The sequence below is a fragment of the Rhodococcus sp. P4_F3_2 genome, from assembly GCF_056401335.1.
The window spans coordinates 167,093-190,963 of sequence record NZ_JBFUJN010000003.1 but is presented as its reverse complement, the minus strand read 5'-3'; the positions used below and the strand labels follow the sequence as shown (position 1 = coordinate 190,963).

General features: G+C 63.9%; 27 protein-coding genes. 19 read left to right on the top strand and 8 right to left on the bottom strand.

Translation table 11 applies throughout. The features are described from left to right. The first annotated feature begins 52 nt into the window (after positions 1-52). The 8 genes from AC1DWA_RS04920 (at position 53) to AC1DWA_RS04885 (ending at position 5,147) form a co-directional block, all read left to right on the top strand. The gene (locus AC1DWA_RS04920; protein WP_428690527.1) at positions 53-190 is read left to right on the top strand and encodes a hypothetical protein; all 138 of its coding nucleotides are present in this window, start codon (positions 53-55) and stop codon (positions 188-190) included. After that, on the top strand, positions 165-470 hold the full coding sequence (locus AC1DWA_RS04915; RefSeq protein ID WP_003940986.1) for a WXG100 family type VII secretion target: 306 nt from the start codon (positions 165-167) through the stop codon (positions 468-470). The genes AC1DWA_RS04920 and AC1DWA_RS04915 overlap by 26 nt, the downstream gene beginning before the upstream one ends. Positions 471-557: 87 nt before the next feature. Beyond that, positions 558-851 (top strand): WXG100 family type VII secretion target, encoded by a 294-nt coding sequence (locus AC1DWA_RS04910; protein ID WP_003940975.1) that lies wholly within the window; start codon positions 558-560, stop codon positions 849-851. A 289-nt stretch (positions 852-1,140) separates the two neighbouring features. Then, positions 1,141-1,584 (top strand): 50S ribosomal protein L13, encoded by a 444-nt coding sequence (rplM, locus tag AC1DWA_RS04905; RefSeq protein ID WP_019747566.1) that lies wholly within the window; start codon positions 1,141-1,143, stop codon positions 1,582-1,584. Next, positions 1,581-2,093, top strand: a complete 513-nt coding sequence (gene rpsI / locus AC1DWA_RS04900; RefSeq protein WP_019747567.1) for a 30S ribosomal protein S9 — start codon at positions 1,581-1,583, stop codon at positions 2,091-2,093. Before rplM ends, rpsI begins: the two co-directional genes overlap by 4 nt. Positions 2,094-2,247: 154 nt before the next feature. Next, positions 2,248-3,585, top strand: a complete 1,338-nt coding sequence (gene glmM, locus AC1DWA_RS04895; protein ID WP_070796113.1) for a phosphoglucosamine mutase — start codon at positions 2,248-2,250, stop codon at positions 3,583-3,585. A gap of 111 nt (positions 3,586-3,696) precedes the next feature. Next, the gene (locus tag AC1DWA_RS04890) at positions 3,697-4,002 is read left to right on the top strand and encodes a hypothetical protein (protein ID WP_070796114.1); all 306 of its coding nucleotides are present in this window, start codon (positions 3,697-3,699) and stop codon (positions 4,000-4,002) included. Next, positions 3,999-5,147 (top strand): hypothetical protein, encoded by a 1,149-nt coding sequence (locus AC1DWA_RS04885; protein WP_070796115.1) that lies wholly within the window; start codon positions 3,999-4,001, stop codon positions 5,145-5,147. Before AC1DWA_RS04890 ends, AC1DWA_RS04885 begins: the two co-directional genes overlap by 4 nt. A gap of 46 nt (positions 5,148-5,193) precedes the next feature. On the opposite strand, the gene AC1DWA_RS04880 is transcribed toward AC1DWA_RS04885, so the two are convergent. Next, the gene (locus AC1DWA_RS04880) at positions 5,194-5,388 is read right to left on the bottom strand and encodes a hypothetical protein (protein ID WP_070796116.1); all 195 of its coding nucleotides are present in this window, start codon (positions 5,386-5,388) and stop codon (positions 5,194-5,196) included. Positions 5,389-5,394: 6 nt separating this feature from the next. After that, positions 5,395-6,234, bottom strand: coding sequence for a poly(ethylene terephthalate) hydrolase family protein (locus tag AC1DWA_RS04875; protein ID WP_019747572.1), 840 nt, complete (start codon positions 6,232-6,234; stop codon positions 5,395-5,397). A 122-nt stretch (positions 6,235-6,356) separates the two neighbouring features. Here AC1DWA_RS04875 and glmS point away from each other — a divergent pair, with 122 nt between their 5' ends. Next, the gene (gene glmS / locus AC1DWA_RS04870) at positions 6,357-8,219 is read left to right on the top strand and encodes a glutamine--fructose-6-phosphate transaminase (isomerizing) (protein WP_029254924.1); all 1,863 of its coding nucleotides are present in this window, start codon (positions 6,357-6,359) and stop codon (positions 8,217-8,219) included. A gap of 54 nt (positions 8,220-8,273) precedes the next feature. Here glmS and AC1DWA_RS04865 read toward each other — a convergent pair whose 3' ends face one another. Continuing rightward, positions 8,274-8,645, bottom strand: a complete 372-nt coding sequence (locus AC1DWA_RS04865; RefSeq protein ID WP_477846104.1) for a plastocyanin/azurin family copper-binding protein — start codon at positions 8,643-8,645, stop codon at positions 8,274-8,276. A gap of 38 nt (positions 8,646-8,683) precedes the next feature. On the opposite strand from AC1DWA_RS04865, the gene AC1DWA_RS04860 reads away from it, so the two are divergent. The 7 genes from AC1DWA_RS04860 (at position 8,684) to tsaD (ending at position 15,279) form a co-directional block, all read left to right on the top strand. Continuing rightward, positions 8,684-10,117, top strand: coding sequence for an NAD(P)H-hydrate dehydratase (locus AC1DWA_RS04860; RefSeq protein WP_070796118.1), 1,434 nt, complete (start codon positions 8,684-8,686; stop codon positions 10,115-10,117). A 55-nt stretch (positions 10,118-10,172) separates the two neighbouring features. Continuing rightward, positions 10,173-11,375, top strand: a complete 1,203-nt coding sequence (gene alr / locus AC1DWA_RS04855) for an alanine racemase (protein WP_060938805.1) — start codon at positions 10,173-10,175, stop codon at positions 11,373-11,375. After that, positions 11,372-12,424, top strand: a complete 1,053-nt coding sequence (locus AC1DWA_RS04850) for an alpha/beta fold hydrolase (protein ID WP_003940782.1) — start codon at positions 11,372-11,374, stop codon at positions 12,422-12,424. The genes alr and AC1DWA_RS04850 overlap by 4 nt, the downstream gene beginning before the upstream one ends. Then, entirely contained in the window at positions 12,414-12,905 is a 492-nt protein-coding gene (tsaE, locus tag AC1DWA_RS04845; RefSeq protein ID WP_019747576.1) for a tRNA (adenosine(37)-N6)-threonylcarbamoyltransferase complex ATPase subunit type 1 TsaE, read from the top strand. The genes AC1DWA_RS04850 and tsaE overlap by 11 nt, the downstream gene beginning before the upstream one ends. 136 nt (positions 12,906-13,041) lie before the next feature. Then, complete coding sequence (tsaB, locus tag AC1DWA_RS04840) at positions 13,042-13,740, top strand: tRNA (adenosine(37)-N6)-threonylcarbamoyltransferase complex dimerization subunit type 1 TsaB (protein WP_020906926.1); 699 nt, start codon at positions 13,042-13,044, stop codon at positions 13,738-13,740. Between the two features lie 10 nt (positions 13,741-13,750). After that, on the top strand, positions 13,751-14,245 hold the full coding sequence (gene rimI / locus AC1DWA_RS04835; protein ID WP_020906927.1) for a ribosomal protein S18-alanine N-acetyltransferase: 495 nt from the start codon (positions 13,751-13,753) through the stop codon (positions 14,243-14,245). Beyond that, positions 14,242-15,279 carry a tRNA (adenosine(37)-N6)-threonylcarbamoyltransferase complex transferase subunit TsaD gene (tsaD, locus tag AC1DWA_RS04830; protein ID WP_019747579.1) on the top strand — a complete coding sequence of 346 codons (1,038 nt, stop codon included), beginning with the start codon at positions 14,242-14,244 and terminating at the stop codon, positions 15,277-15,279. The genes rimI and tsaD overlap by 4 nt, the downstream gene beginning before the upstream one ends. A gap of 3 nt (positions 15,280-15,282) precedes the next feature. On the opposite strand, the gene AC1DWA_RS04825 is transcribed toward tsaD, so the two are convergent. Next, on the bottom strand, positions 15,283-16,869 hold the full coding sequence (locus AC1DWA_RS04825; RefSeq protein ID WP_020906929.1) for an Hsp70 family protein: 1,587 nt from the start codon (positions 16,867-16,869) through the stop codon (positions 15,283-15,285). Positions 16,870-17,030: 161 nt separating this feature from the next. Here AC1DWA_RS04825 and AC1DWA_RS04820 point away from each other — a divergent pair, with 161 nt between their 5' ends. After that, positions 17,031-17,591 (top strand): potassium channel family protein, encoded by a 561-nt coding sequence (locus tag AC1DWA_RS04820; RefSeq protein WP_477846103.1) that lies wholly within the window; start codon positions 17,031-17,033, stop codon positions 17,589-17,591. A gap of 18 nt (positions 17,592-17,609) precedes the next feature. Here the strand turns inward: AC1DWA_RS04820 and AC1DWA_RS04815 are convergent, their stop codons facing one another. Continuing rightward, a complete protein-coding gene (locus AC1DWA_RS04815; RefSeq protein WP_019747582.1) occupies positions 17,610-19,325 on the bottom strand; it encodes a TIGR03767 family metallophosphoesterase in 1,716 nt (571 codons plus the stop codon). Positions 19,326-19,558: 233 nt separating this feature from the next. Between AC1DWA_RS04815 and groES the strand changes: the two genes are divergently transcribed. Together groES and groL are read left to right on the top strand one after the other, a co-directional pair. Continuing rightward, entirely contained in the window at positions 19,559-19,858 is a 300-nt protein-coding gene (groES, locus tag AC1DWA_RS04810; RefSeq protein WP_003940763.1) for a co-chaperone GroES, read from the top strand. An 86-nt stretch (positions 19,859-19,944) separates the two neighbouring features. After that, positions 19,945-21,555 carry a chaperonin GroEL gene (groL, locus tag AC1DWA_RS04805; RefSeq protein WP_019747583.1) on the top strand — a complete coding sequence of 537 codons (1,611 nt, stop codon included), beginning with the start codon at positions 19,945-19,947 and terminating at the stop codon, positions 21,553-21,555. Between the two features lie 76 nt (positions 21,556-21,631). Here groL and AC1DWA_RS04800 read toward each other — a convergent pair whose 3' ends face one another. The 3 genes from AC1DWA_RS04800 to AC1DWA_RS04790 are packed head-to-tail and all read right to left on the bottom strand — an operon-like array spanning position 21,632 to position 23,709. Further along, complete coding sequence (locus tag AC1DWA_RS04800; protein ID WP_021332460.1) at positions 21,632-22,369, bottom strand: anti-sigma factor; 738 nt, start codon at positions 22,367-22,369, stop codon at positions 21,632-21,634. A 1-nt stretch (position 22,370) separates the two neighbouring features. Next, positions 22,371-22,997: a sigma-70 family RNA polymerase sigma factor gene (locus tag AC1DWA_RS04795; protein WP_020969064.1), complete on the bottom strand. Its 627-nt coding sequence runs from the start codon at positions 22,995-22,997 to the stop codon at positions 22,371-22,373. A gap of 46 nt (positions 22,998-23,043) precedes the next feature. After that, on the bottom strand, positions 23,044-23,709 hold the full coding sequence (locus AC1DWA_RS04790; RefSeq protein WP_007728616.1) for a fasciclin domain-containing protein: 666 nt from the start codon (positions 23,707-23,709) through the stop codon (positions 23,044-23,046). Positions 23,710-23,871 lie beyond the last annotated feature (162 nt).

Below are 23,871 nucleotides of genomic sequence, written 5' to 3'. Positions count from 1 at the left end.
CAAACATTCTTCGATCGGGCCGGAACCGTTGGCACGGAGGTCGCGTCAAAGTATGTGTAGCGCACATCAGGGAGTTCCGCTCGACCCCGGTGCACATCTGACGGACAAGCCGTCGTGGGTGGTCGCCGATACCGAACGGTACTCACCGAATCCAGGGGGACGACATGGGCTTTACCGCAACTACCGCTGAATTGATCGATTCGGCGGGGACCATCGACGGACATCTCGGTGACATCAGGGGACTGGTCAACGCTGTTCGGTCGGAGGCCGACGCTTCGCACAATTCGTGGAACGGTGCGGCGCAGGTCGAATACGCAGGAATCATGGAGCGATACAACAGCGCGGCCCTGAAGCTGGACACTGCTCTGACCGACATCTGCGAGCAGATCAAACAGGCTGCGGGAACCTTCGACTCGACCGAAGACGACAACGTCAGCTCGCTTCGCGGCGCGACGGTGAACATGTCCTGACCGTCAGCTCTTCGCCGTTCGATCAAGCAGTCCTCAGCCAGTAGTTCTCACAAAGTTCTCTCCAGTCACACCGAACCGGGAGCAGTTATGTCCGACAGGATCAAGTACGACTTCGGCGGCCTCGCAATGCTGTCCGATCAGATGAAACAGCAGGCCAAAGCGATCAACGACAAGCAGGGCGACATCAAGGTTGTCGTAGACAAGCTGCAAGCAGGCTGGGAAGGGGCAGGTTCCGAAGCCTGGAACGACGCACAGCGCCGCTGGGCCCAGGCGTCCGAAGAACTGAACATGGTTCTCGCGCAGATCGCCGGAGCGACGGCGAGCGGCTCGGAGAAGATGCAGGAAGCTGACCGGATCGCCGCAAACGGGTTCGGTCGCTGACAACATTCATGTCGTGACGACACCCCGACTGCCCCGGTACCGTCAGGTTGCCGGGGCAGTCGCATGTCGATCGCTTACCTGCTGGTTCCGGACGAGGGCATTGTCGGCGGAGATGGCTGCGCTTTGACCTGGCAGCGGGTAGACCGGTATCGTCTATCGGTGGCGTGCCGTAGGGCTCCGGCAGAAATGCGTGGAGACCGGCGGTTCTCGGGTCTCAACTGGCCGCCGAGGATCGTTTACGCGATACGCACATGGTCAGCAGTGGAATGAATTAAGACGAGGAAGATCTGTGTCTACGTACACCCCGAAGGCCGGAGATGTGACCCACTCGTGGCACGTCATCGACGCCACTGACGTGGTGCTCGGCCGTCTTGCCGTTCAGGCAGCGAACTTGCTGCGTGGCAAGCACAAGCCCACCTACGCGCCGCACATCGACGGTGGTGACTTCGTTGTCATCATCAACGCTGAGAAGGTTGCCATCAGCGGCAACAAGCTGCAGGGCAAGAACGTTTACCACCACTCCGGATTCCCGGGTGGCCTGAAGTCCCGCACTGTCGGTGAGGTCCTCGACAGGACTCCCGATCGTCTCGTCGAGAAGGCCATTGTCGGCATGCTCCCCAAGACGAAGCTCGGCCGCGCAATGAGCAGCAAGCTCAAGGTCTACGCGGGCCCGAATCACCCCCACACCGCGCAGCAGCCGGTGCCGTTCGAGATCAAGCAGGTCGCACAGTGACATCGCCGGAAGAGCAGAACGTGTCCGAAGAGAACATCGAAGCAGTGGAAGAGCTTGTCGCCGCTGACGCAGTCGAGGTCGTCGAAGAGGTTGCTGCAGCTACGCTCGCACCGATCGTCCTCGATCGCCCGGTCCAGACCGTCGGTCGCCGCAAGGAGGCTGTCGTTCGCGTCCGGATGACTCCCGGTACCGGTCAGTTCAAGCTCAACGGCCGTACGTTGGAGGATTACTTCCCCAACAAGGTTCACCAGCAGCTGATCAAGGCTCCGCTGGTGCTCGTCGAGCGTCCCGAGTCTTTCGACATCATTGCACTGCTGCACGGTGGCGGCCCGTCCGGTCAGGCAGGCGCACTGCGTCTGGCTATCGCGCGCGCACTCATCGAGGTAACCCCTGATGATCGTCCGGCCCTCAAGCGTGCAGGCTTCCTGACGCGTGACGCCCGCGCGGTCGAGCGTAAGAAGTACGGCCTGAAGAAGGCCCGTAAGGCATCGCAGTACTCCAAGCGCTGATGCTTTGCCGAGGTTGACCCGACGGGTCTGCTTCGGCACCTGTTCACCACAAGAGCGGGCGTCCATCGTTACCGGACGCTCGCTCTTGTGTTTCTCGGAGAAATTCCATTCTCGAGTTTCATTCTCGAGGTTCACAGGATTCAGGAGTCGTTCTATGGGTCGGTTGTTCGGTACTGACGGTGTTCGTGGACTTGCCAATTCGGATCTGACTGCAGATCTTGCATTGAGATTGGCGGTTGCCGCGGCGAGCGTACTGACAGCCGGCACTTCGGATGCCCGTCCGACCGCCGTGATCGGCCGCGATCCTCGCGCCAGCGGTGAGATGCTTCAAGCCGCGGTGACGGCCGGGTTGAGTTCCGCAGGCGTCGACGTGCTCGACGTGGGTATCCTTCCGACTCCGGCAGTTGCATACTTGACGGCAAAGCTCGACGCCAGTCTCGGTGTCATGATTTCTGCATCGCATAATCCCATGCCGGACAACGGAATCAAGATTTTCGCGGCCGGTGGGCACAAGTTGGATGACGCTGTCGAGGTGGCGATCGAGGATGCACTCGACGGCACTGCGCCGCCGGTCCTTCCGACAGGTGCCGGCATCGGCCGAGTCCGCGCGGTCGACGACGCCGCTCAGCTGTACCTTGCGCATCTGGCGAGCGCGGCGAGCGAGCCACTCGCTGGACTTACCGTTGTCGTCGACTGCGCCAACGGCGCTGCTTCCGCGCTCGCACCGGTTGCCTACGCAGCAGCGGGCGCTCGCGTCATCGCGATCAGCGCCGATCCCGACGGCCTCAACATCAACGACGGCTGCGGATCGACGCACCTGGAGAATCTTCAGAAAGCCGTAGTCGATCACGGGGCGGATCTAGGCCTCGCGCACGACGGCGACGCCGACCGCTGCTTGGCCGTCGACGAGACCGGCGCGGTGGTCGACGGTGACGCGATCATGGCTGTTCTGGCGATCGCGATGAACGAGGCCGGGGAGTTGGTCGAGAACACTCTCGTCGCGACTGTCATGAGCAATCTCGGTTTGCACATCGCGATGCGCGAGGCAGGCATCAACATCGTGACTGCTGCCGTAGGCGACCGCTACGTCTTGGAAGAACTGCGCGCGGGCGGGTACAGCCTCGGTGGCGAGCAGTCAGGTCATGTTGTGTTGCCGGCGTTCGGCACCACGGGCGACGGAATTCTCACCGGTCTCCGGCTGCTCGGACGCATGGCTCGTACGCGTAAGTCGGCATCGGCATTGGCTGCAACGATGACCACCCTCCCGCAAGTGCTGATCAACGTGAAGGTCGGGGACAAGGCGACAGTCGCAGCGTCGCCGTCGGTACTTGCAGCAGTCGCGGACGCCGAGCGCGTTCTCGGTGACGGTGGTCGAGTGCTCCTGCGCCCGTCCGGGACAGAGCAACTGGTCCGCGTCATGGTCGAGGCCACCGAACTGCCGCTCGCGCAGAAGCTGGCTGACGAGTTGGCCGAGATCGTCGGTTCGGTGTAGCCCCCTCATTACGCGTTCGCGTTTTGAGGGAACGTAATTGCGCCCTGCTGCGTCCAAGGAGTCAAAGGCCACTCGACGTGCGAGTGGTTCCGTTGAAACTTGGGGGCGCTCGTGGATGTCGACCGCGCTGGAACAGATGAATTGGCACGCCATGCGGTGTCGGTGGCCCAGGGTCTGCGCGATTCTGCCGAGCCGATCAAGCATTTGCGATGGGGCGGTGCCGCTCCGGGCCGTGACTACGCCGAGCACGGAGCCGCGTTGGCGTCGGCATTGGCGGTCCTGAATTCTCGCTTGACTGGCCGTGCGGATCTTCTCGATACGTTGGCGCGCCGGCTTTCCTCTTCGGCTGAGGCAATCACTGAGGCGGATCGCGAGGGTGCGCGGCGGGTGCGGGACTCCGGCGGGTCGGCCTCGTGATACCGAACAGCCTTACAGCCCAGGCAGTACCGAACGGCCCATGTTCTTTCGAAGATATTCTTGCACTGCGTGATTCACATGCTCATCCCGACGAAATTCTGGAAGCGGGCGCCAGCGGACTGCAGTTCTTCGGCCGATTTCACGACCTGGCCACTCGGTTGGGTTTCGAAGAACGGATGCTTACCTCCTACGAGGATGCATATCGCGCAGAGGCGGGCATCGATATCGCGGCACTGACGCGAGACATGTCGGACATGGCTGCGGCGGTGGACGGTTCGGTCGCGGAGATCGCGATGCTGACGGTCCTGGCCGAGAATCTTCCCGCAGTGTGGAATGTTTCCGGCGTGGATGCGGTCGTCGATCAGGTCTTCGCCGCGCGGCGCGAAGCTCGGTCCGATGCGGATTCGGCGCCACTGTTGATCACGCTAGCCGACGAACTTGCGCGGACTGTTCGAACGGCTTTGGCAGACAAAGCTTTCAAGGTGGCCAGCCTCGACCGGGCGACCATCGGCGGTCTGGGTGCGGGGGAGATCGATCAGCTGGCTCACGTCGCTCCCAGCGGTCGTGGCGCGGCGCCATGGTTGGACACCGTTTTTCGCTCGGCGTATCTGGATGCCCGCGACGAATTCGACAGGGCGTGCGCGCAGTGTGCGAGCGCGGTAGGCGATGCTTTTGATGCCGCGACTCAGTGGGTGACAGACGCCTTCCCGTCGACCTTGCCGGTCGCCGAGACGATCGAATCCGGTGCCGCGGCTGCGCCGATCTCTTTCTCGATCGGCGGCAACACATGGGGCTTCTCGATTGCGCCCGACGGTCGTGGGGTGAGTCTCGATGTCGCCGGCGCCGACGGGAACTCTGTGTCGGTCGCCGTGGAGTTGGACGAAAACGGTTGGCCGAGAATAGTTTTTGATGCCGGTCAGGAGGCGGTCGTGCAGGAGACATACCCGCAAGAAGCGTCCCAGCCCGCGACACTTCAACCCGAAATTCCCCAGCCCGATAATCCCCAGCCCGAGATACCGGTTGAAACCACCGCCGAAGTCTCGCCCGCGCCGGACCCGGAGCCGCCTGTCACAGTCCCGGACGAGTCGATCGCCGGCCCCGACGGAGAGACGGGCGCTGAGCTGGCCGGAGCTGGTCCGCTGTGAAGTCCGTTCACGCTCCCTTCGAAGAGATCCGTCGAACTCTCGATTCTCAACTCGACGACTTCCGTGAGCGCAGAGCGGCAGCGGCGAGCGAGGAATCGCGCCAGGAGCCGCCGTCCGAAACGACGTCTGCCGATAACGACACGGAAGGGTCGGTCAGATCCGGCCCGTATCTGCGATCCGCGTCAGAGCCGACGCCGACGCCGACGAAGCCGAGCCCGCCGCCGGAGTCGGGGGCGGGCACGGACTCCTACTTACGCAACAGCTGGCTGGCCCGCGCGTCGGAGTGAGGTTCAACCGGGAGCAACGGCGCCGTGTGTGGAATCTCGACGTCAGGATCAGCAAAGTCCTGGTACTTCTTGTCGCCGGTCAGATGGAACAACAGGAAGCCCGTGAGCAGGCACCGTGTGGCGGACTGTGTCTTGCGCTCGGATCCACCGAGGCCCAGGGCTCCGAGGAGTCGGCGGCCTTCGATCAGTCCGGCGTCTTGGCCGTCGTTCACGGTGCGTGCGACGACGGGACCGCCCCACTCCACGCTCAGCGGGCGCGCATTGCTGGTCAAGGAATCGACGTCGTCTTCGCCGGCAAGGATCAATCCGGGCGCTGTGATCTTCGACGCGTAGTTCTCCGCCTTGGGTGCTGTCGGGGCCGGGAACAGCGCGGCTACCGCACCGACATCCCCGCGCTGCGCTGCGGCCAGTACCGCCGCGCCAGCGCCCATGCCGTGACCGGCAAAGGCGACTCGATCGGGGTGGACGCTGATCTGGCCAGGGCCGAGTCGTACGCCGACGCAGATGTCGAGCGTCGCTCGAAGATCTGCAGCCAAGCCGAGATGGGATGGGACCGGACCGCGTTCGCTGTCGGGCGCCGCTGCGACAATTCCCCAGGAAGCGAGGTGCTGGAGTGTCTGCTCGTACTTGTGGGACCCGACCATCCACCCGTGCGCGAAGGCAACGGCGGGGAGATTGAAACCGGTTTCCGGCGTGTACACGACACCCGGCTGTCCGGCCAGGGCGAGGTTGCCGCGGAGAACTCGGTGCGGGCCGCGCTTGGACAGCTCACGGGTCAGTGTCTTCAGTTTCGGTGCCACGGTTGAAGACGTTATCCGATGAGCCGTCTCGTGTATGCGGAGCCGACGCTGCAACCGGCTGGGGGATGTCTGTGGAACCGCAAAATGCGCCCACCGCCGATGTCCAAGTACCCTGAGTCACCATGTGCGGAATCGTGGGATACGTCGGCCACCGCCCAGCTCTGGGCGTTGTGGTGGAGGCTTTACGGCGAATGGAGTATCGCGGGTACGACTCGTCGGGAATCGCGATTCTCGACGGAACCGGTGGGGTCGAGATCGAGCGTAAGGCCGGTAAGTTGGCCAACCTCGAGGCGGAGCTCGGCGAGTACGGCGCGGATCACTTTGTCGGTACGTCGGGTATGGGTCATACCCGGTGGGCGACGCATGGGCGACCGACCGACCGTAATGCGCATCCGCATCGTGATGCGTCGGGCAAGCTGGCTGTCGTTCACAACGGAATCATCGAGAATTTCGCCCCGCTGCGTGCGGAGCTCGAGGCTGCAGGCGTCGAGCTTCAGAGCGACACGGATTCCGAGGTGGCAGTTCACCTGGTAGCCCGGGCGTACTCCGACGGGCCGACGGCAGGTGATTTCATCGAGAGTGCGCTGTCGGTGGTTCGTCGGTTGGAAGGTGCGTTCACGCTCGTCTTCACGCACGCCGACCACGCGGACACGATTGTCGCCGCCCGCCGCTCGACGCCGCTCGTCGTCGGTGTCGGTGAGGGCGAGATGTTCCTCGGCTCCGACGTCGCTGCGTTCATCGAGCACACACGCGATGCGGTTGAACTCGGACAGGATCAGGCAGTGGTGATCACTGCCGACAGCTATCGGATCTCCGACTTCGCGGGCAACGAGGCAGAGGGGCGCCCGTTCCGCATCGACTGGGATCTCGCGGCCGCCGAAAAGGGTGGTCACGACTACTTCATGCTCAAGGAGATCGAAGAGCAGCCGACCGCTGTCGCCGACACGCTCCTCGGCCACTTCGAGAACGGGAAGATCGTCCTCGACGAGCAGCGGTTGTCCGATCAGGAACTGCGCGACGTCGACAAGGTGTTTGTCGTCGCCTGCGGTAGTGCCTACCACTCCGGACTGTTGGCGAAGTACGCGATCGAGCATTGGACGCGTCTACCTGTCGAGGTCGAACTCGCCAGCGAATTCCGTTACCGCGACCCGGTTCTGGATCGCTCGACGCTTGTTGTCGCGATCTCGCAGTCGGGGGAGACGGCGGACACACTCGAAGCGGTCAAGCACGCCAAGGACCAGAAGGCACGCGTCCTGGCGATCTGCAACACCAACGGTGCACAGATCCCGCGCGAAGCCGACGCCGTTCTCTACACGCGGGCAGGACCGGAAATCGCGGTTGCGTCGACCAAGGCCTTCCTGGCGCAGGTGACCGCGAACTACCTCGTCGGTTTGGCTTTGGCGCAGGCTCGCGGCACCAAGTATCCGGACGAGGTTGCGCGCGAGTACGCCGACCTCGAAGCTATGCCCGCATTGGTCAGCAAGGTGCTCGAGACGGCAGAACCGGTGCGCGCGTTGGCACGCCAGTTCGCGCACGCGTCGACCGTGCTGTTCCTGGGGCGCCACGTCGGCTACCCGGTGGCGCTCGAGGGTGCGCTCAAGCTCAAGGAGCTTGCGTACATGCACGCCGAGGGCTTTGCCGCCGGTGAGCTCAAGCACGGCCCGATCGCGCTGATCGAGGAGGACCTTCCGGTCATCATCGTCATGCCGTCGCCGCAGGGTCGCGCTGTCCTGCACTCGAAGTTGGTGTCCAACATTCAGGAGATCAAGGCGCGCGGGGCAACGACTATCGTCATCGCGGAGGAAGGCGATACCGTCGCCGCGGCGCACGCGGATCACCTGATCGAGATTCCGGCGTCACCGACTCTGCTGCAGCCGTTGCTGTCCACGGTTCCGTTGCAGATCTTTGCGGCCGAGGTTGCCGCGGCGCGCGGATACGACGTCGACAAGCCGCGTAACCTGGCGAAATCGGTTACGGTCGAATAGTTTTCGTAGGGAATTTCGGGCCCCGCAGTCGAAAGACTGTGGGGCCCGAGTGCGTTACGGCGTCTCGACGACGACGGTTCCGCGCATCTCGGGATGCGGTGTACAGGTGTAGTCGTAGATTCCGGGTTCGGTGAACGTGTAGGTGTAAGTTCCCGATTTCTTGAGTGGGCTGCGGAGTTTGCCCTTGGCGTCTCCGAGGCCGTTGACGTCGTGGGCCATTCCGTTGTCGTCGAATACCCACGTGACGGTGTCGCCGACGTTCACGGTGATGGAAGCGGGGGAGTACGCCATCCCGGAGATGGTCACCACAGGTCCGCTCGCCGTCGTTTCGGCCGCAGATGGTGTGGAGTCGGTGCCGGAACTGCACCCGACCAGACCGAGAGCGAGGACGAGTCCCGCGATTGCCGGGCGAAGACGTGATTTCATGGTTTCGAGGGTAGCGACGGCAACTGAAGGGTTCCGACATGCGTGGGTACTACACAGCCGATCAGGTGCGAGCAGCGGAGGCGCCGCTGCTCGACAAGCTGCCCGACGGAGTGCTGATGCGTCGAGCGGCGTACGGTCTCGCGCGAGTCGTCGCGGACGAATTACGTTCCCGTACAGGATCGGTCGCACATCGGTCAGTGACGCTTCTGGTCGGTACCGGCGACAACGGCGGTGATGCCCTGTGGGCGGGTGCGTTGCTCCGCAAACGAGGTGTGAGTGTTCGGGCCGTGTTGCTCGATCCGGCGCGCGCTCATCGGTCGGGCCTCGACGCTCTCCTGAAGGCCGGTGGCCGAGTCGCTGCCGAAGTCGGGTCGCCGGATCTGGTGATCGACGGCATCGTCGGGATTTCCGGGCACGGCGGTCTGAGGCCTGACGCAGCCGAGCTCGTCGGCCAGGTGGAGGCACCGATCGTGGCGGTCGATCTTCCGAGCGGCGTCGACGCGAACACCGGCGCAGTGGACGGCCCGTCGGTGACCGCTGATGTGACGGTCACATTCGGTGCGCTCAAGCCGGTGCACGTACTCGCGGCTCCGCTGTGTGGTCGTGTCGAACTCGTGGATATCGGATTGAGCGTCGGCGAACCGGCGTTCGGTTCGCTCGATCCGGCCGAGGTCGGTGCGCTGTGGCCGGTTCCAGGCCCGGAGGACGACAAGTACTCGCAGGGTGTGGTGGGCATCGTTGCGGGAAGTGAGCAGTATCCCGGCGCGGGCGTGCTCTGCACCGGCGCCGCGGTGACCGCGACCTCCGGCCTGGTCCGCTATGCCGGGCACGGCGTCGCCGAGGTGCTCGCCCGGTTCCCGGAGGTGATTGCGAGTGAGACGTTCCAAGCCGCCGGGCGGGTTCAGGCCTGGGTGGTCGGACCCGGTATGGGTACCGACGACGACGCCGCGCGGCTTCTGGCGTCGGTACTGGCTACCGATGTACCCGTTGTTGTCGATGCGGACGGCCTTACCCTCCTCGCTCAGCGTCCCGAACTTGTCGCAGCCCGGACCGCGCCGACTCTTCTGACGCCCCACGCCGGCGAGTTCGCACGATTCACACCACTCGGCGACGACAGAATCGCGGCCACGCGTGCTCTCGCCGAACGCCTCGGAGTCACGATTCTGCTGAAAGGCCATACGACGGTGATCTCGGATCCCGGCGGTGAGGTCCTGGTCAACGACGCCGGCGGCTCCTGGGCGTCGACCGCAGGCTCGGGTGACATCCTCTCCGGTGTGATCGGCGCGTTGCTGGCGGCGGGTCTGAGCCCTCTCGAAGCCGGGGCCGTCGGGGCGCGGGCTCACGCGTTGGCTGCGAACATCGCCGCTGCCGGCGGTCAGAGCGATGTCGCCGGAGCACCGATTTCGGCTTCGCCGCTGCTGGGAGGTCTGCGCGAGTCGGTGCGTGTGCTTCGCTCTTTTGCCCTTGATTGAGGGTGTTCAAACCCGAACACGTGTCCGATTCTGCGCGGGTGGCAGGATTGTCGCCATGACGCTTGCCCAGGGAAGAGCACCGAAGGAGCCTGCGGAGGGGAAGGCGAGCCGACTCGACGACGCAGTAGGGCCGCAGACGGAGGCAGTCGTCGATCTGGACGCGATCGCGCACAACGTGCGTGTCCTGCGTGAATTTGCCGGTGATGCAGCGTTGATGGCGGTCATCAAGGCGGACGGATACAACCACGGCGCAGTTGCGGTTGCGCGGACGGCACTGTCGGCCGGAGCCCGGGAACTCGGCGTCACCACCATCGCGGAGGCACTGGTCCTTCGCGAGGCAGGCATCACCGCTCCCGTCCTGGCCTGGCTGCACGGCCTCGACGCCGATTTCTCCTCGGCGATCCGGTCCGACGTCGAGATCGGCGTGTCCTCGCCGCGGCACCTGGCTGCTGTCGTCGACGCGGCACGGGTTCTGGGACAACAGGCGACTTTGACGCTCAAGGTGGACACCGGTCTCAATCGCAACGGCGTCTCGAGAACCGAGTGGCCGCAGATGCTCGACGACCTCGCCACTGCCCGGGACGAGGGCACGATAAGGCTGCGCGGAGTGTTCTCCCATCTTGCGCACTCGGACGAACCGCATCACGACGTCATCGACATGCAGAAGCAGCGTTTGATCGAAGCGGTTGCCGACGTCCGCGCTCGCGGATTCGACCCCGAAGTCGTTCATCTTTCCAACTCCGCCGCTACAGTCACCCGTCCTGACCTGCAATTTGACATGGTTCGACCCGGGATTGCGATATATGGATTGTCTCCGGTGCCCGAACTCGGAGATTTCGGTTTACGACCGGCGATGACGCTGCGAGCGAAGGTGATTCTGGTGAAGAAGGTGGCCGCCGGAGAGGGCGTCTCCTACGGGCATCAGTGGGTCGCACCGCACGACACCACTCTTGCGCTGCTTCCCGTCGGCTACGCCGACGGTCTGACTCGTTCACTGAGCGGCAAGTTCGAAGTGCAGTTGGGCGGCAAGCGTCGCCAGGCCGTCGGGCGGATCTGCATGGACCAGGTGTTGGTGGACCTGGGGCCGGACGGCGACGGAGTTCGCGAAGGCGACACCGCGATCTTCTTCGGCAACGGCGATCACGGCGAACCCAACGCGCAGGCCTGGGCCGACGTACTCGACACCATTCACTACGAGGTCGTGACCGGAATACGTGGACGCACTGTGCGTACGTACATCGGGGGAGAGACGTCATGAAGACTGCAGGAAAGATGAGCATTCTCGGTGGCCTGCTCAGCGCTGTGGCGCTCGGCTCGATGGCCGGCGTGAATGCATTCAAGACCGCGACGCGTCCGGGCCGGGAAATCTACGCGGACGAGGACTTCGACCTCATGACGCGCGACCGCAAGAGCACGGTGCGCACCGAGGACGGCGTCGAGCTGGCAGTTCGCGAAGTGGGACCGGATGACGCTCCGCTGACAGTCGTTTTCGTGCACGGGTACTGCCTGAGTGCGCTGTCCTGGCATTTCCAGCGCCGCCAGCTCGAAGAGCGATGGGGCAACAAGGTTCGCATGGTGTTCTACGACCAGCGCGGACACGGAGATTCGGGCATGCCGCGTTCGAAGAGTTGTACGGTCTCGCAGCTTGGCCGCGACCTCGCGACTGTCGTCGAGGCCAAAGTGCCCAAGGGACCGATAGTTCTCGTCGGCCACTCGATGGGCGGCATGACGGTGCTCGCGCTTGCCGGTCAGCGACCCGAATGGTTCGAGGGCCGAGTCATCGGCGTCGGGCTGGTCGCGACGACGGCGGCAGGGCTGGCCGAGACCGGTCTGACCCGCAATCTGCAGAATCCGATCATCGACGGGTTCCGGTTGGCAGTGCGCACCTCGCCAGGAGTGGTTCAGCACGCCCGGGGCGCTGCGCGAGTACTGATCACGCCGATCCTGCGTGCAGCGTCGTACGGCACCGATGTCAGCCCACGACTGCATGAGCTGTCGGACGGCATGCTCGACCGGACCTCGGTCGTGACCATCGTCAATTTCTTGCGGACGTTGGAACTGCACGACGAGTCCGCGTCCCTCGAGGTCCTCGCGCACACACCGGCAGTCGTGATCTGCGGCGATCAAGACATGATGATTCCGTTCATCAGCTCCAAGCGTCTCGCTGCCGATCTCCCCGAGTCTGAACTCGTGAGAGTTCACGGGGCCGGCCATCTGGTGCAGCTCGAGTTCCCGGCGATCGTGACGGACGCAATCGACAAGCTGGTGCAGCGTGCACAGGTAGAAGAGCGGTCCGATGTCGGCTGAGAACGCCACGGGACTTCCCGAATCCGGACAGATCACGTTGGAAACGGCCGAGGACACCGAGGCTTTCGGCCGACGGTTGGCGGCGGGACTTGTTGCCGGCGACCTGGTGGTGCTGGACGGGCCACTCGGGGCGGGCAAGACCGCGTTGACGCGCGGAATCGGCGCCGGGCTCGGAGTGCAGGGCCGGGTGACGTCCCCGACGTTTGTCATCGCTCGTGAGCATCGTCCGGGCACCCGCCCCGGCGGCGGAGTTCCCGTCGGCATGATCCACGTCGACGCATACCGGCTGGGAGACAGCGGACCGCATGCGCTCGACGAACTCGATGCCCTCGACCTCGACACCGACCTCACCGATGCAGTGGTGGTGGTCGAATGGGGTGGTGACGTCGTGGAAAGGCTCGTCGAACGACACTTGCGAGTGCAGCTTCATCGGGAACCTGAATCGGATGTGCGGACTGCGAGTTGGTCCTGGACGTCGTGAAACGGCGTTTCGTGTCGCAGACGTCGTGAAACGGCGTTTGGTGTCGCAGACGTCGTGAAACGGCGTTTGGTGTTACGGACGTAGTGACCCTCCCGGGCCGGAAGTAGTTCTTCACGTGCGGGTACCCTGAGAAATCGTGCTTGTTCTCGCAATTGACACCTCCACTCCGGCAGTCACTGCCGGAGTCGTCTCCCTGTCTGCTCCGTCACCGGACGCAGAGTCACCGGGCACCGAGTCGCCTGGCACCGAGTCACCGGGCACAGTGGAGACGCTTGCCGTGCGTGTCACGGTCAATCCTCGTGCGCACGCCGAGGTCTTGACCCCTCACGTCCTCGAATGCCTCGCCGAGGCCGGGCTCACGCCGGCAGAGTTGAACGCCGTCGTCGTGGGTGTCGGGCCGGGGCCGTACACCGGACTGCGTGTCGGCATGGCGACAGGCGCTGCCTTCGGTGATGCACTCGGTGTTCCCGTGTACGGCGTGTGCAGCCTCGACGCCATCGCGGCTGCGGTACCGACCACACAGAGCCTGCTCGTCGTGACTGACGCGAGGCGTCGCGAGATCTACTGGGCGCGCTACGACGGCGGAGTGCGCGTCGAAGGGCCGGCTGTGAATTCCGCCGGCGACGTTGATCCTTCGCCTTCGACGCTGATTGCCGGATCTGCTTCGCACGTGGACTTCTTCGATCTGCCCGTCGACCCGGCGGAGACACCCTCTCCGGCCGGCTTGGTCACAGTCGCTGCTCGCGAGATTCTGGCCGGATCGGTTCCGGCCCCGCTCGAGCCGCTGTACCTCCGACGCCCGGATGCGAAGACCCTCGCAGAACGTGGCAAGTGAGACCGAGCAGATGAAGTACAGCATCGAGCCGATGAACGTCGATGACGCCGAACGGTGCGGGGAGTTGGAGCGCGCGTTGTTCGCGGGCGACGGACCCTGGAGCGCGCAAGCGTTCGTCTCGGAACTTGCGGGCGCACATAATCATTACTTCGTTGCCAGGGAACCCGACGGTCACGTCCTCGGCTACGCCGGAGTCGCGTTGTTGGGCGCGTCGCCGAACATGGAGGCCGAGGTTCACACCATCGGTACCGATCCCTCGGCTCAGCGACTGGGAATCGGCGGCGCGTTGCTCGATGCGCTTCTGACCCTGGCGGATTCACGGCAGTGTCCGGTGTTCCTGGAAGTGCGCACCGACAACGACCCTGCCATCGCGCTGTACCGGCGCGAAGGATTCGAGATCGTCGGAACACGAAAGAAGTACTACCAGCCCAGTGGGGCAGATGCGTACACGATGAGACGGCCCGCCGTGCTCGGTGTCCGCGAAATTGAGGAGCAGCAAGCATGATCGTCATGGGTGTCGAAAGCTCTTGCGACGAAACAGGTGTCGGTATCGTTCGCTGGAACGGTGACGGAACCTGCGACCTGTTGGCCGACGAGGTGGCATCGAGCGTGGATCAGCACGCCAGGTACGGGGGAGTGGTTCCCGAAGTAGCCTCGCGGGCTCACCTCGAGGCGATAGTGCCGACGATGCGCCGTGCCCTTGCTGCCGCCGGTATCGAGAAGCCCGACGCACTTGCCGTCACCATCGGACCCGGCCTGGCCGGTGCGCTACTGGTCGGTGTCGCCGCCGCGAAAGCCTATGCCGCAGCCTGGAACATACCGTTCTATGCGGTCAATCATCTCGGCGGTCACGTCTCGGTTGACACTCTCGAGCACGGTCCGTTGCCCTCGTGCGTCGCATTGCTGGTCTCAGGTGGTCACACGCACCTGCTTCACGTCGAAGATCTGGGCAAGCCCATTGTCGAACTGGGCACGACTGTCGACGATGCCGCCGGTGAGGCCTTCGACAAGGTGGCCAGACTGCTCGGGCTCGGCTTTCCCGGCGGACCGGCACTCGATGCTGCTGCGCAAGAGGGAGATCGGAACGCAATCGCCTTCCCTCGCGGCATGACCGGTCCGCGCGATTCGCGGCACGACTTCTCGTTCTCGGGACTCAAGACGTCCGTCGCCCGCTATGTCGAATCGAAAGAGCGCGCAGGCGAGGCCTTTTCGATCCCGGACATCGCTGCCTCGTTCCAGGAAGCGGTTGCCGACGTCCTGACGCTGAAGGCAGTGCGTGCAGCCAAGGACGTCGGGGTCGACACGTTGGTTCTCGGCGGCGGCGCCACGGCCAATTCACGTATCCGTTCACTCGCCGAGCAGCGCTGCGCCGAAGCCGGCATCACGTTGCGCATTCCGAAACCTCGACTGTGCACGGACAACGGCGTGATGATCGCTTCGTTGGCTGCCCACCTGATCGGAAACGGTGCAGGCCCTTCGGAATTGAGTGTTGCCACGGACCCGGGGCTGTCGGTCTCGGTCAGCCAGTTGATGCGCTGAGAATCAACCGACTGGGACCGGTTCCCGATCCGGTGTGGTCGCGGGGCCGGTTTCGGGCGTCGAGGTATTCGGTTCACCGGGTTTTGTTGTCGGATCACCACCGGGGGTGGTGAGTTCGGTTTCGGTAGAACCGGATCCAGGATTTTCCGGCGTCGTCGGGTTTTCGCCGCCGCTCTCACCCGGGCCGAGACCGCCGCCGGGGTTTGCCTCGGTCGGATCGACCGGGGGCGTCGCCTCGGTGTCCGGAAGCGTCGGCCACCACGCCGGTGGATCGGGCAGCGTGATTCCGGGGATGGTCGGCCAATTCGGGGTGGTCGTGGTCGTCGTCGGCGGTGTGGTTGTCGTCGACGTGTCCGGTATCGGCGCCGGCGGAAGCGTGTACTGATGCGTTGTGTACGAGTGCGTGTCGAACGGCTGTGAGTCGAACGGCGTTGTGGGATAGCCGTACTGCGGGAACGTGCTGCCCACTACCGAAGGCAGAGGATCATGCGAGGGGATGATCGTCGATCCGGTGCTCGGCGTCGCTTCGGGGCTCACCGTCGTCGTGGTCGAACCGGTTCCGACAGGAGAGACCGCGGTGTCGTCGGTCGGCACCAATTCCTTTGCGCCGTAGCCGAGTACCAGTCCGCCGACCACGAGCGCACCGATCAAAGCTCCCGAGACCTTGGCGGTGGATCCCGAGCGCTGGTCACTTCCGGAGCCCAGCAAGGGGAAACGAATTGCGGTGATCGAATCTGCCAGGAGTGCAGCACCTTTGGTTGCCGCAGTCTCGGGCTCGACGATCTCGACCAAGGGGAGGTCGACGGCAGCGGCGACGGCGGACCGCACGGCCGGAATGTGTGCGCCACCGCCGATGAGCACAACGGCACCGACCGGCCGCGGTGAGCCGTTCACGACTTCACGGATGAAGGTGACGGCGCGCTCGATATCCGGGGCGATGATGGCTTCGAACTCGTCGCGCGTGATCGCCATTGCGTCGACGGGAAGGTCGATGGTCACCTTGGCGGCGGTGGACAGTTGCTCTTTCGCGACGTGGCACCGGGCAGCAAGAAGCTCCGCGTCGGTGTACCGGCGCAGGTGCCCTGGCGCCTTCTCCGTCACGAAGTCGACCAATGCCCGGTCGATTCCGGCCCCTGCGAGGGCGTCGATACGGTCGGAATGCAGAACCTCACCGGTGTGGTCGACGACGGACACCGTCAGACCCTGATCGCCGACGTCCACCTGAGCTGTCGTGTCGTACCGCTCGGTTTTCCCGGTCTCGGCGAGATACGCGTGTACTGCGGCAGGTTCGGGGATGGCACGGACCTGCTTCGGCGAGCGCGAGAGAGATGACCTGATGCTCGCGAGCTGGTCGTCCGTGCGATAGCTGACACCGATCGAGCGCGGCGCTTCAGATCCGTCCGTTACCTGCGTCGTCATCAGCTTGATGGACGCCCGGACGAGGTCACCGACGTTGGAATTGGCCTGATCCGCCGAGACGAAGCGAGTCTCGGCAGGTACCGCTCCTGGCGCGTTTGTGCTGGTATCGGTGTCGACGAGTGCTGAATAGACACCGGAAGATCCAGTGGAAATTCCCAGTGAACAACTCATCGCGCACCTCCTCACAGTCAATACGGGTCAATGTTCAATCGACCGCCGTTATATGAACGTTACAGAAGGTTCGTGAGGATTGCTCAGTGCTTTTTGTCTCCATGACACCCTTTTCGGACCGAAAGGGTGGTTTTACCTGCGAAATTGTCGATCATTGATTCATGCGGAAAAAAGGCGATTCTCCCCACATCGACCGGGATCGACGACGCGCGCTGATCCGGGGTGCGGTGCTTCGACCCACGCTGACGATGATCGCCTTCGGATGTGCGTACTTCTTCCTGCCGTGGATCGATGTCCACACACTGGGTGCGATTTTCCTCTTGATCGGTGGAGGGGCAGCGGTGCTTGCCGTGACGACCTGGCAGGTGCGTCGAATTCTGCGTTCCGATGTGCCTTCTCTGCAGGCGGTCGAAGCAGTGGCGGTCGTGATGCCGACCTACTTGCTGTTGGTGTCCATCACTTATTTTTCGGTCGAGCATGCGAGCGTCGGCAGTTTCACCGAACCGCTGTCGCGTATGGCGGCCCTGTACTTTTCGCTGTCGGTGTTCTCGACCGTCGGCTTCGGCGACATCGCTGCACAGACGGACCTTGCCAGGGGACTCGTGAGCCTTCAGATCGTCTGCAATCTGGTGTTGATCGGATTCGGCGTTCGATTCGTGGTTGCCGCAGTGTCGTGGGCGAAAGCGCACCGCTCGCCTTCGAGCGGACCTGAAATCACCTAGACACTGCGGCAATCGGAGTCATCGTCCGGTGTGGACCAACAATTCGACGTTCTGGTCGACGCCGGTACCCGTCAACTTCGGGTCGCGGTGGATGTCGTTGAACGACAGTTCGCGGTACAGCGAGGCGAGCCCGGCTGCCGACTTGTCGCTGTACTCGACTGAATTGGGACTTTCCGCTTCGAAGAGCGTCGCAAGCAACGACACCGTTCCGTCGTGATTGTCCGCGATCTCGATGATGCGCCCGAGCTGTGGGTAGTCGATGTGAGAGGCGGTGTTGATCTCCCAGAAGCCCTGCTCGGGGGTCGCGCCGGGCCACGGGGTGATCTTGTTCTCGTGGGTGTGTCCGTTCACCCAGGCAAGTACGTTCGGGAAACGATGCAGCAAGTCCAGAAGCTGTGAACCGCGCAGGCGCGGCTCGAGGACGTTCTCGGGGTCGGGAATGAGATTGTCCATCGTGTCGCTCGTGTGGTGACTGAACAGCACGAAATAGGTGTCACTGCGCGACTCGGTGACGCGAGAGCCCGCGGCGTCGTAGTAGGTGCTGCTGCCGGCGCGCAGGGTGTTCTCGATCCACTGGAACTGAGCGGCGCCCAGCGAACCGTCGACAAGGCCTGCGCGGTTGGTGGAGTCCATGCTGATGCCGACGACGCCCGGTGCGATCTGGAACGAGTAGTAGCCGATACCGGTTTCGCCGGCGTCGGGGGCGAAACCGTGCCCGACAGGGCCGGGGCCGGTGTGCGCGGGATCAAGGTGTGCGGCGATGAACTGCCGGGGTGTGAACGGTGCGCGCGACGGGTCGGGGGTGACCTGGCGCGGCGGCGTCGTGAAGGCGGACAGGATTCCGGGAATCGCACTGGGATCGAACTTGGTGGCGATGTCGATCTGCTTGGCCTGCTCCGGTGAACCGGGCACCTCGAATTTGAGAGATCCCGTGTACATCGCTTCGAGCGGTGGGATGCCGCTGGGCACCGTGCCGGACACCGAATCGTCGTGGTTGCCGAACACGCAGTACCAAGGGGTGTTCAGGCCGGGGCTCGACACGGGAGTGAACGCGGCCCCGAAGAAGTCCGGAATCTCCGGGAAGCCGGCCTTCTTGTACATGTCGAGCATCGGCGATTCAGGGTTCCAGTACAGATCGGCACCCGAGTTCTGCACACCCTCGTAGCGGTCCTTGGCGCCGGTGTTGGCGACGACGGTTCCGCCGTTGAGTGAGGTGAGGAACCAGTCGAGTTCGGCGAATTCCTTGTTGTCCGTGTTGTCGCCGGTGGTGACCACGGCATCGAAGGGGCGCGAGGTGTGCGGGCCGCTCCCGATCGAATTGACGCGTCGGACAAGCGAAATCAGCCCGTGCGCCGTCAAGGTCTCCTGGGGGCGGAACGCCGAGCCGGTGATCTGATGGACGTATTCGAAGCGCATGGGGGACTGGGCGTCGACGATGTGGACGTCGGTCAACTGCACGAGTGAGGCGAGCGCGGTGCGTCGGTCCTCGCGTCCTGACTTCGGCTCGGCCAACTCGCTGCGCACGATGTTCGCCCAACCGGGACCGGCAGTGAGCCTGGTGTAGCCGCTGCTGCTGACGGGCGTGGACACGGACTCGAGAGTGGTGCCGGGACCTGACGTCGGAATGGTCGACGCGCCTGCGTATTGCAGGCCCCACGGCTTGCCAAGGCTGACCGCGCCGACGGCGCCGAGTCCGGCGAAGGTCAGAAAACTACGGCGATTGATGTTCGTCACGAAGTGAACAATAGGTGAACGTGGTGGACGGCTGTCCTGTTTCGCTCTGGACGAAGAGAAAAATGCGCCCAGTCCTTGAGGGTTGGCACTCTCACGTATAGAGTGCCAATTGGCGCTGATCGAGTTCCGGCACCCGCGACGACGGGACTGCAGTGACGCGCCGTAAACGGCATACCCAAACAGCTGTCCGAGGATCGCCTCGGACGCACATACCCCAAAGTGGAGGGCTCATCGTGGCGAGCGTCAACATCAAGCCGCTCGAGGACAAGATCCTCGTCCAGGCCAACGAGGCTGAAACGACGACGGCTTCCGGCCTGGTCATTCCTGACACAGCCAAGGAAAAGCCCCAGGAGGGCACCGTCGTTGCAGTCGGCGAAGGCCGCGTCAACGAGCAGGGCAACCGCATCCCGGTCGACGTCAAGGAGGGTGACACGGTCATCTACTCCAAGTACGGCGGAACCGAGATCAAGTACGCCGGCCAGGAATACCTGATCCTGTCGGCACGCGACGTGCTGGCTGTCGTCTCCAAGTAAGACACACGTGATCCGCCCCGGAGTCCACACAGGATCCCGGGGCGGAATGCGTTCACGCCCCGAAGATTCAGGAGCTGACAGAACAGATGTCCAAGCAAATTGCGTTCAACGAGACCGCACGCCGCGCTCTCGAAGCCGGAGTCGACAAGCTTGCCGACGCCGTCAAGGTGACCTTGGGCCCGCGTGGACGCCACGTCGTGCTCGCCAAGGCATTCGGCGGCCCCACCGTCACCAACGACGGTGTGAGCATCGCCCGTGAGATCGAGCTCGAAGATCCCTTCGAGAACCTCGGCGCGCAGCTCGTCAAGAGCGTCGCCACCAAGACCAACGATGTTGCCGGCGACGGCACCACGACCGCGACCGTTCTGGCCCAGGCCATCGTCCGCGGCGGACTCAAGAACATCGCAGCGGGCGCGAACCCGATGGCGCTCGGCGTCGGCATCAACGCCGCAGCCGACAAGGTCGTCGAGGAACTGCTCGCCGCGGCCACCCCGGTCGAGGGCGAGAAGTCGATCGCCCAGGTCGCCACCGTCTCCTCGCGTGACGAAGAGATCGGCAAGCTCGTCGGCGAGGCACTCACCCGTGTCGGAACCGACGGCGTCGTGACGGTCGAGGAATCCTCCACCGTTGCAACCGAACTCGTTGTCACCGAAGGCGTTCAGTTCGACAAGGGCTACCTCTCGCCCTACTTCGTCACCGACATCGATGCGCAGAAGGCCGTCTACGAAGACGCGTTGATCCTGCTCTTCCGCGAGAAGATCAGCTCACTTCCCGACTTCCTGCCGCTGCTCGAGAAGGTTGCCGAATCCGGCAAGCCGCTCTTGATCATCGCCGAGGACGTCGAGGGTGAAGTTCTCTCCACCCTGGTGGTCAACTCCATCCGCAAGACCATCAAGGCCGTCGCCGTCAAGGCGCCGTTCTTCGGTGATCGTCGCAAGGCATTCCTCGACGACCTCGCAGTCGTCACGGCAGGCACCGTCATCAACACCGACGTCGGCCTCTCCCTGAAGGAAGCCGGCCTCGACCTGCTCGGCAGCGCTCGCCGCGTTGTCGTCACCAAGGACGAGACGGTCATCGTCGACGGTGCCGGCACCGCTGACGACATTGCGACCCGCGTCGCGCAGTTGCGTCGTGAGATCGAGAACACCGATTCGGATTGGGACCGCGAGAAGCTCGAAGAGCGTCTGGCGAAGCTGTCCGGCGGCGTGGCCGTCATCAAGGTCGGCGCAGCCACCGAAACCGATCTCAAGGAACGCAAGTTCCGCGTCGAGGATGCGGTCAACGCAGCCAAGGCAGCAGTTGCCGAGGGCATCGTCCCCGGTGGCGGATCGGCTCTCGTTCAGGCCGGTACGGCTCTGATCGGGAACCTCGGCCTGTCGGGTGACGAGGCCACCGGCGTTGCCGTGGTCCGTGAAGCACTCAACGCTCCGTTGTTCTGGATCTCCAGCAACGCAGGCATCGACGGATCCGTCGTTGTCAGCAAGGTCGCCGAGATGACCAAGGGCGAAGGCTTCAACGCTGCCACCCTCACCTACGGCAACCTGCTTGCCGACGGCGTCGTCGACCCGGTCAAGGTCACTCGCTCGGCAGTGGTCAACGCCGCTTCCGTCGCGCGCATGATCCTCACGACCGAGAGCGCTGTCGTCGAGAAGCCGACCGAGGCAGTTGCCGACACCGGACACGGTCACAGCCACTAACTCGCTGCTCGTAGTTTCGACAAAGAAGAGATCCCCCACCGGATTCCGGTGGGGGATCTCTTCTTTCGTCTGGCGATCAGATGAGCGGTATCGTTGCGAACGGCTCGCTGGTGGGCTGCTGCGATCCGCCGGGCGGTTCGACCGTGAACGCCAACTTCGTGTTCGGGCCGATGCCGTCGAGCACCACCTGGGTAGTGGGTTTGACGTCGCTCGGAGCCATCGTCCCCATCGGGATCATCGTGGTGTCGTCGGTGTCGCCCGGCACCAGCCACATCTGGTAGACGGTATCCGGAGTCGGGGGAGTCACATCGTTCATCACGAGGACTGCGGCGTCTTCGGAGGGCGAGAACAGCGTCGTGGCACTACCGCCGCCCGGAATGTCACGCGTCGTGGCATGAACGTCGGGTGCTGCCATGATTTCGGATGCGGGGTTCTGCGGCGGCGTGTTGTCGGACAGCGTGCGTCCGATTCCGATGCCGCCGACCAGGATTGCGACTGCGGCGGCCGCCGCAAGAGCCATGGTCCACGGGCGTCGACGGTTACGACGCTCGGCCAGCGAAACCGGGGCGTTGGGAGCCGCGGTCTGTTCTGCGATCGAGGCGAGGACGCTGCTGCGCAGTGACGGCGGGGGCTCGACGGCGTCGACGACGGTCATCGCGGCCATGGTTTCGGAGGTGAGTCGGACCTGGGCGTCGAATTCGGCGCGGGTCGCGGAGTCCGAAGCGGCAAGTCGTCTGTCGACCTCACGGCGCTCGTCGAGGTCCAACGCATCGATCGCGTAGGCGTACGCGTAGTCGATCAGCTCTTCGTCCATCTCACATCACCCCCAAACATCCACGTAGGCGCAGTAGTCCGTCGCGAATTCGCGACTTGATCGTGGGAATCGCCACGCCGAGATCTTCGGCCACCTCGCGGTACGTTCGGCCGCCGTAATAGGCGAGAGTCACCGATTGGCGCTGAGTGTCCGTCAGCGTTTCGAGACAGTCGGTGACAGCACGATGCTCGTCTCTTCGTGTCACTTCGTCGCTGACGACGTCGAACTCGGGAGTGGCATTGGTGGTGTCGTAGAGAGCCTGTCGATCCGAACTCGACTGTTCGGAGCGCACGCGATCCACCGCGCGGCGGTGGGCAAGCGTCAGAAGCCAGGAGAGTGCGGACCCCTTGGCAGGATCGAAGCTGTCGGCCGATTTCCAGGCTTGGAGGTAGACCTCTTGGACCGCTTCCTCGGAGAAGCCTGGATCACGGAGTACACGGAGAACCATGCCGTAGACACGGGAGCTGGTTCGGTCGTAGAACTCGGCAAAGGCGCTCTGGTCGCCACCGGCCACGTTCGCGAGGATCACTGCCAGCTCGCGTGATTCCACGATTCGCGCGGTGCGGGCCGCAGAATTGTCCGTCGGGCATGCGTCGGCCGCATCCGACGCATGGTCTGGCTCGCTCACCTTTATTAACCGCGGGGGGTTAATAAAGGCGCACAGCAGGTGGGGACTACTGCGGCATCAGCACCGAATCGATGAGGTAGACGGTGGCGTTTGCGGTCTTGACTCCACCGCAGACGACAGTTGCGTCGTTGACCTTGATGTTGTCACCGGATCCGGTGACGGTGACCGTTCCGCCCTCGGCGGTGGGGTGCGTTCCGTCGATCGCGTCAGGAGCGATCTGGCCGGGAACCACGTGGTAGGTGAGGATCTTGGTCAGCGTGGCGCTGTCCGTCTTGAGGCTGTCGATCGTGGCGGGGTCGATCTTGGCGAATGCCGAGTCGATCGGTGCGAAGACGGTGAACTCGCCGCCGTTGAGAGTGTCGACCAGGTTGACGTCCGGGTTGAGCTGTCCGGAGACTGCCGCGGTCAAGGTGGTGAGCAACGGATTGTTGGATGCCGCTGTGGCAACCGGATCCTGGGCCATTCCGCTGACCGATCCGGCGCCGCTCGGCACTGCGGCTGCATAGTCGGCACAACCGGCACCGACCAGATCAGAAGCAGGCTCCGCCATCGCGCTGCTGGGAGACATGCTCGATCCCATGGCAGAAGACGTCATGGCGGCGCTGGACGTGTCGGTCGACGAATCGTTGTCGTCGGAGGAGCAACCGACGACGCCGAAGACGGCGAAAGAGGCTGCTGCGGTGACTGCCAGAACTCGAGTAGAGGTGTTCATGGGTCTGCCTTCCTGAAGGGATGTGCTGAGGTGCACTGTCAGAAGGCATTCGGAGTCGGTTGTCGACAGGATGGGTCGGAGTCGGAAATTCTTTTCAGGAGCTGGTGTACACAAGCAAAAGCCCCCGAAAACTCTCGGGGGCCTTGTGCACTCGACCTACGT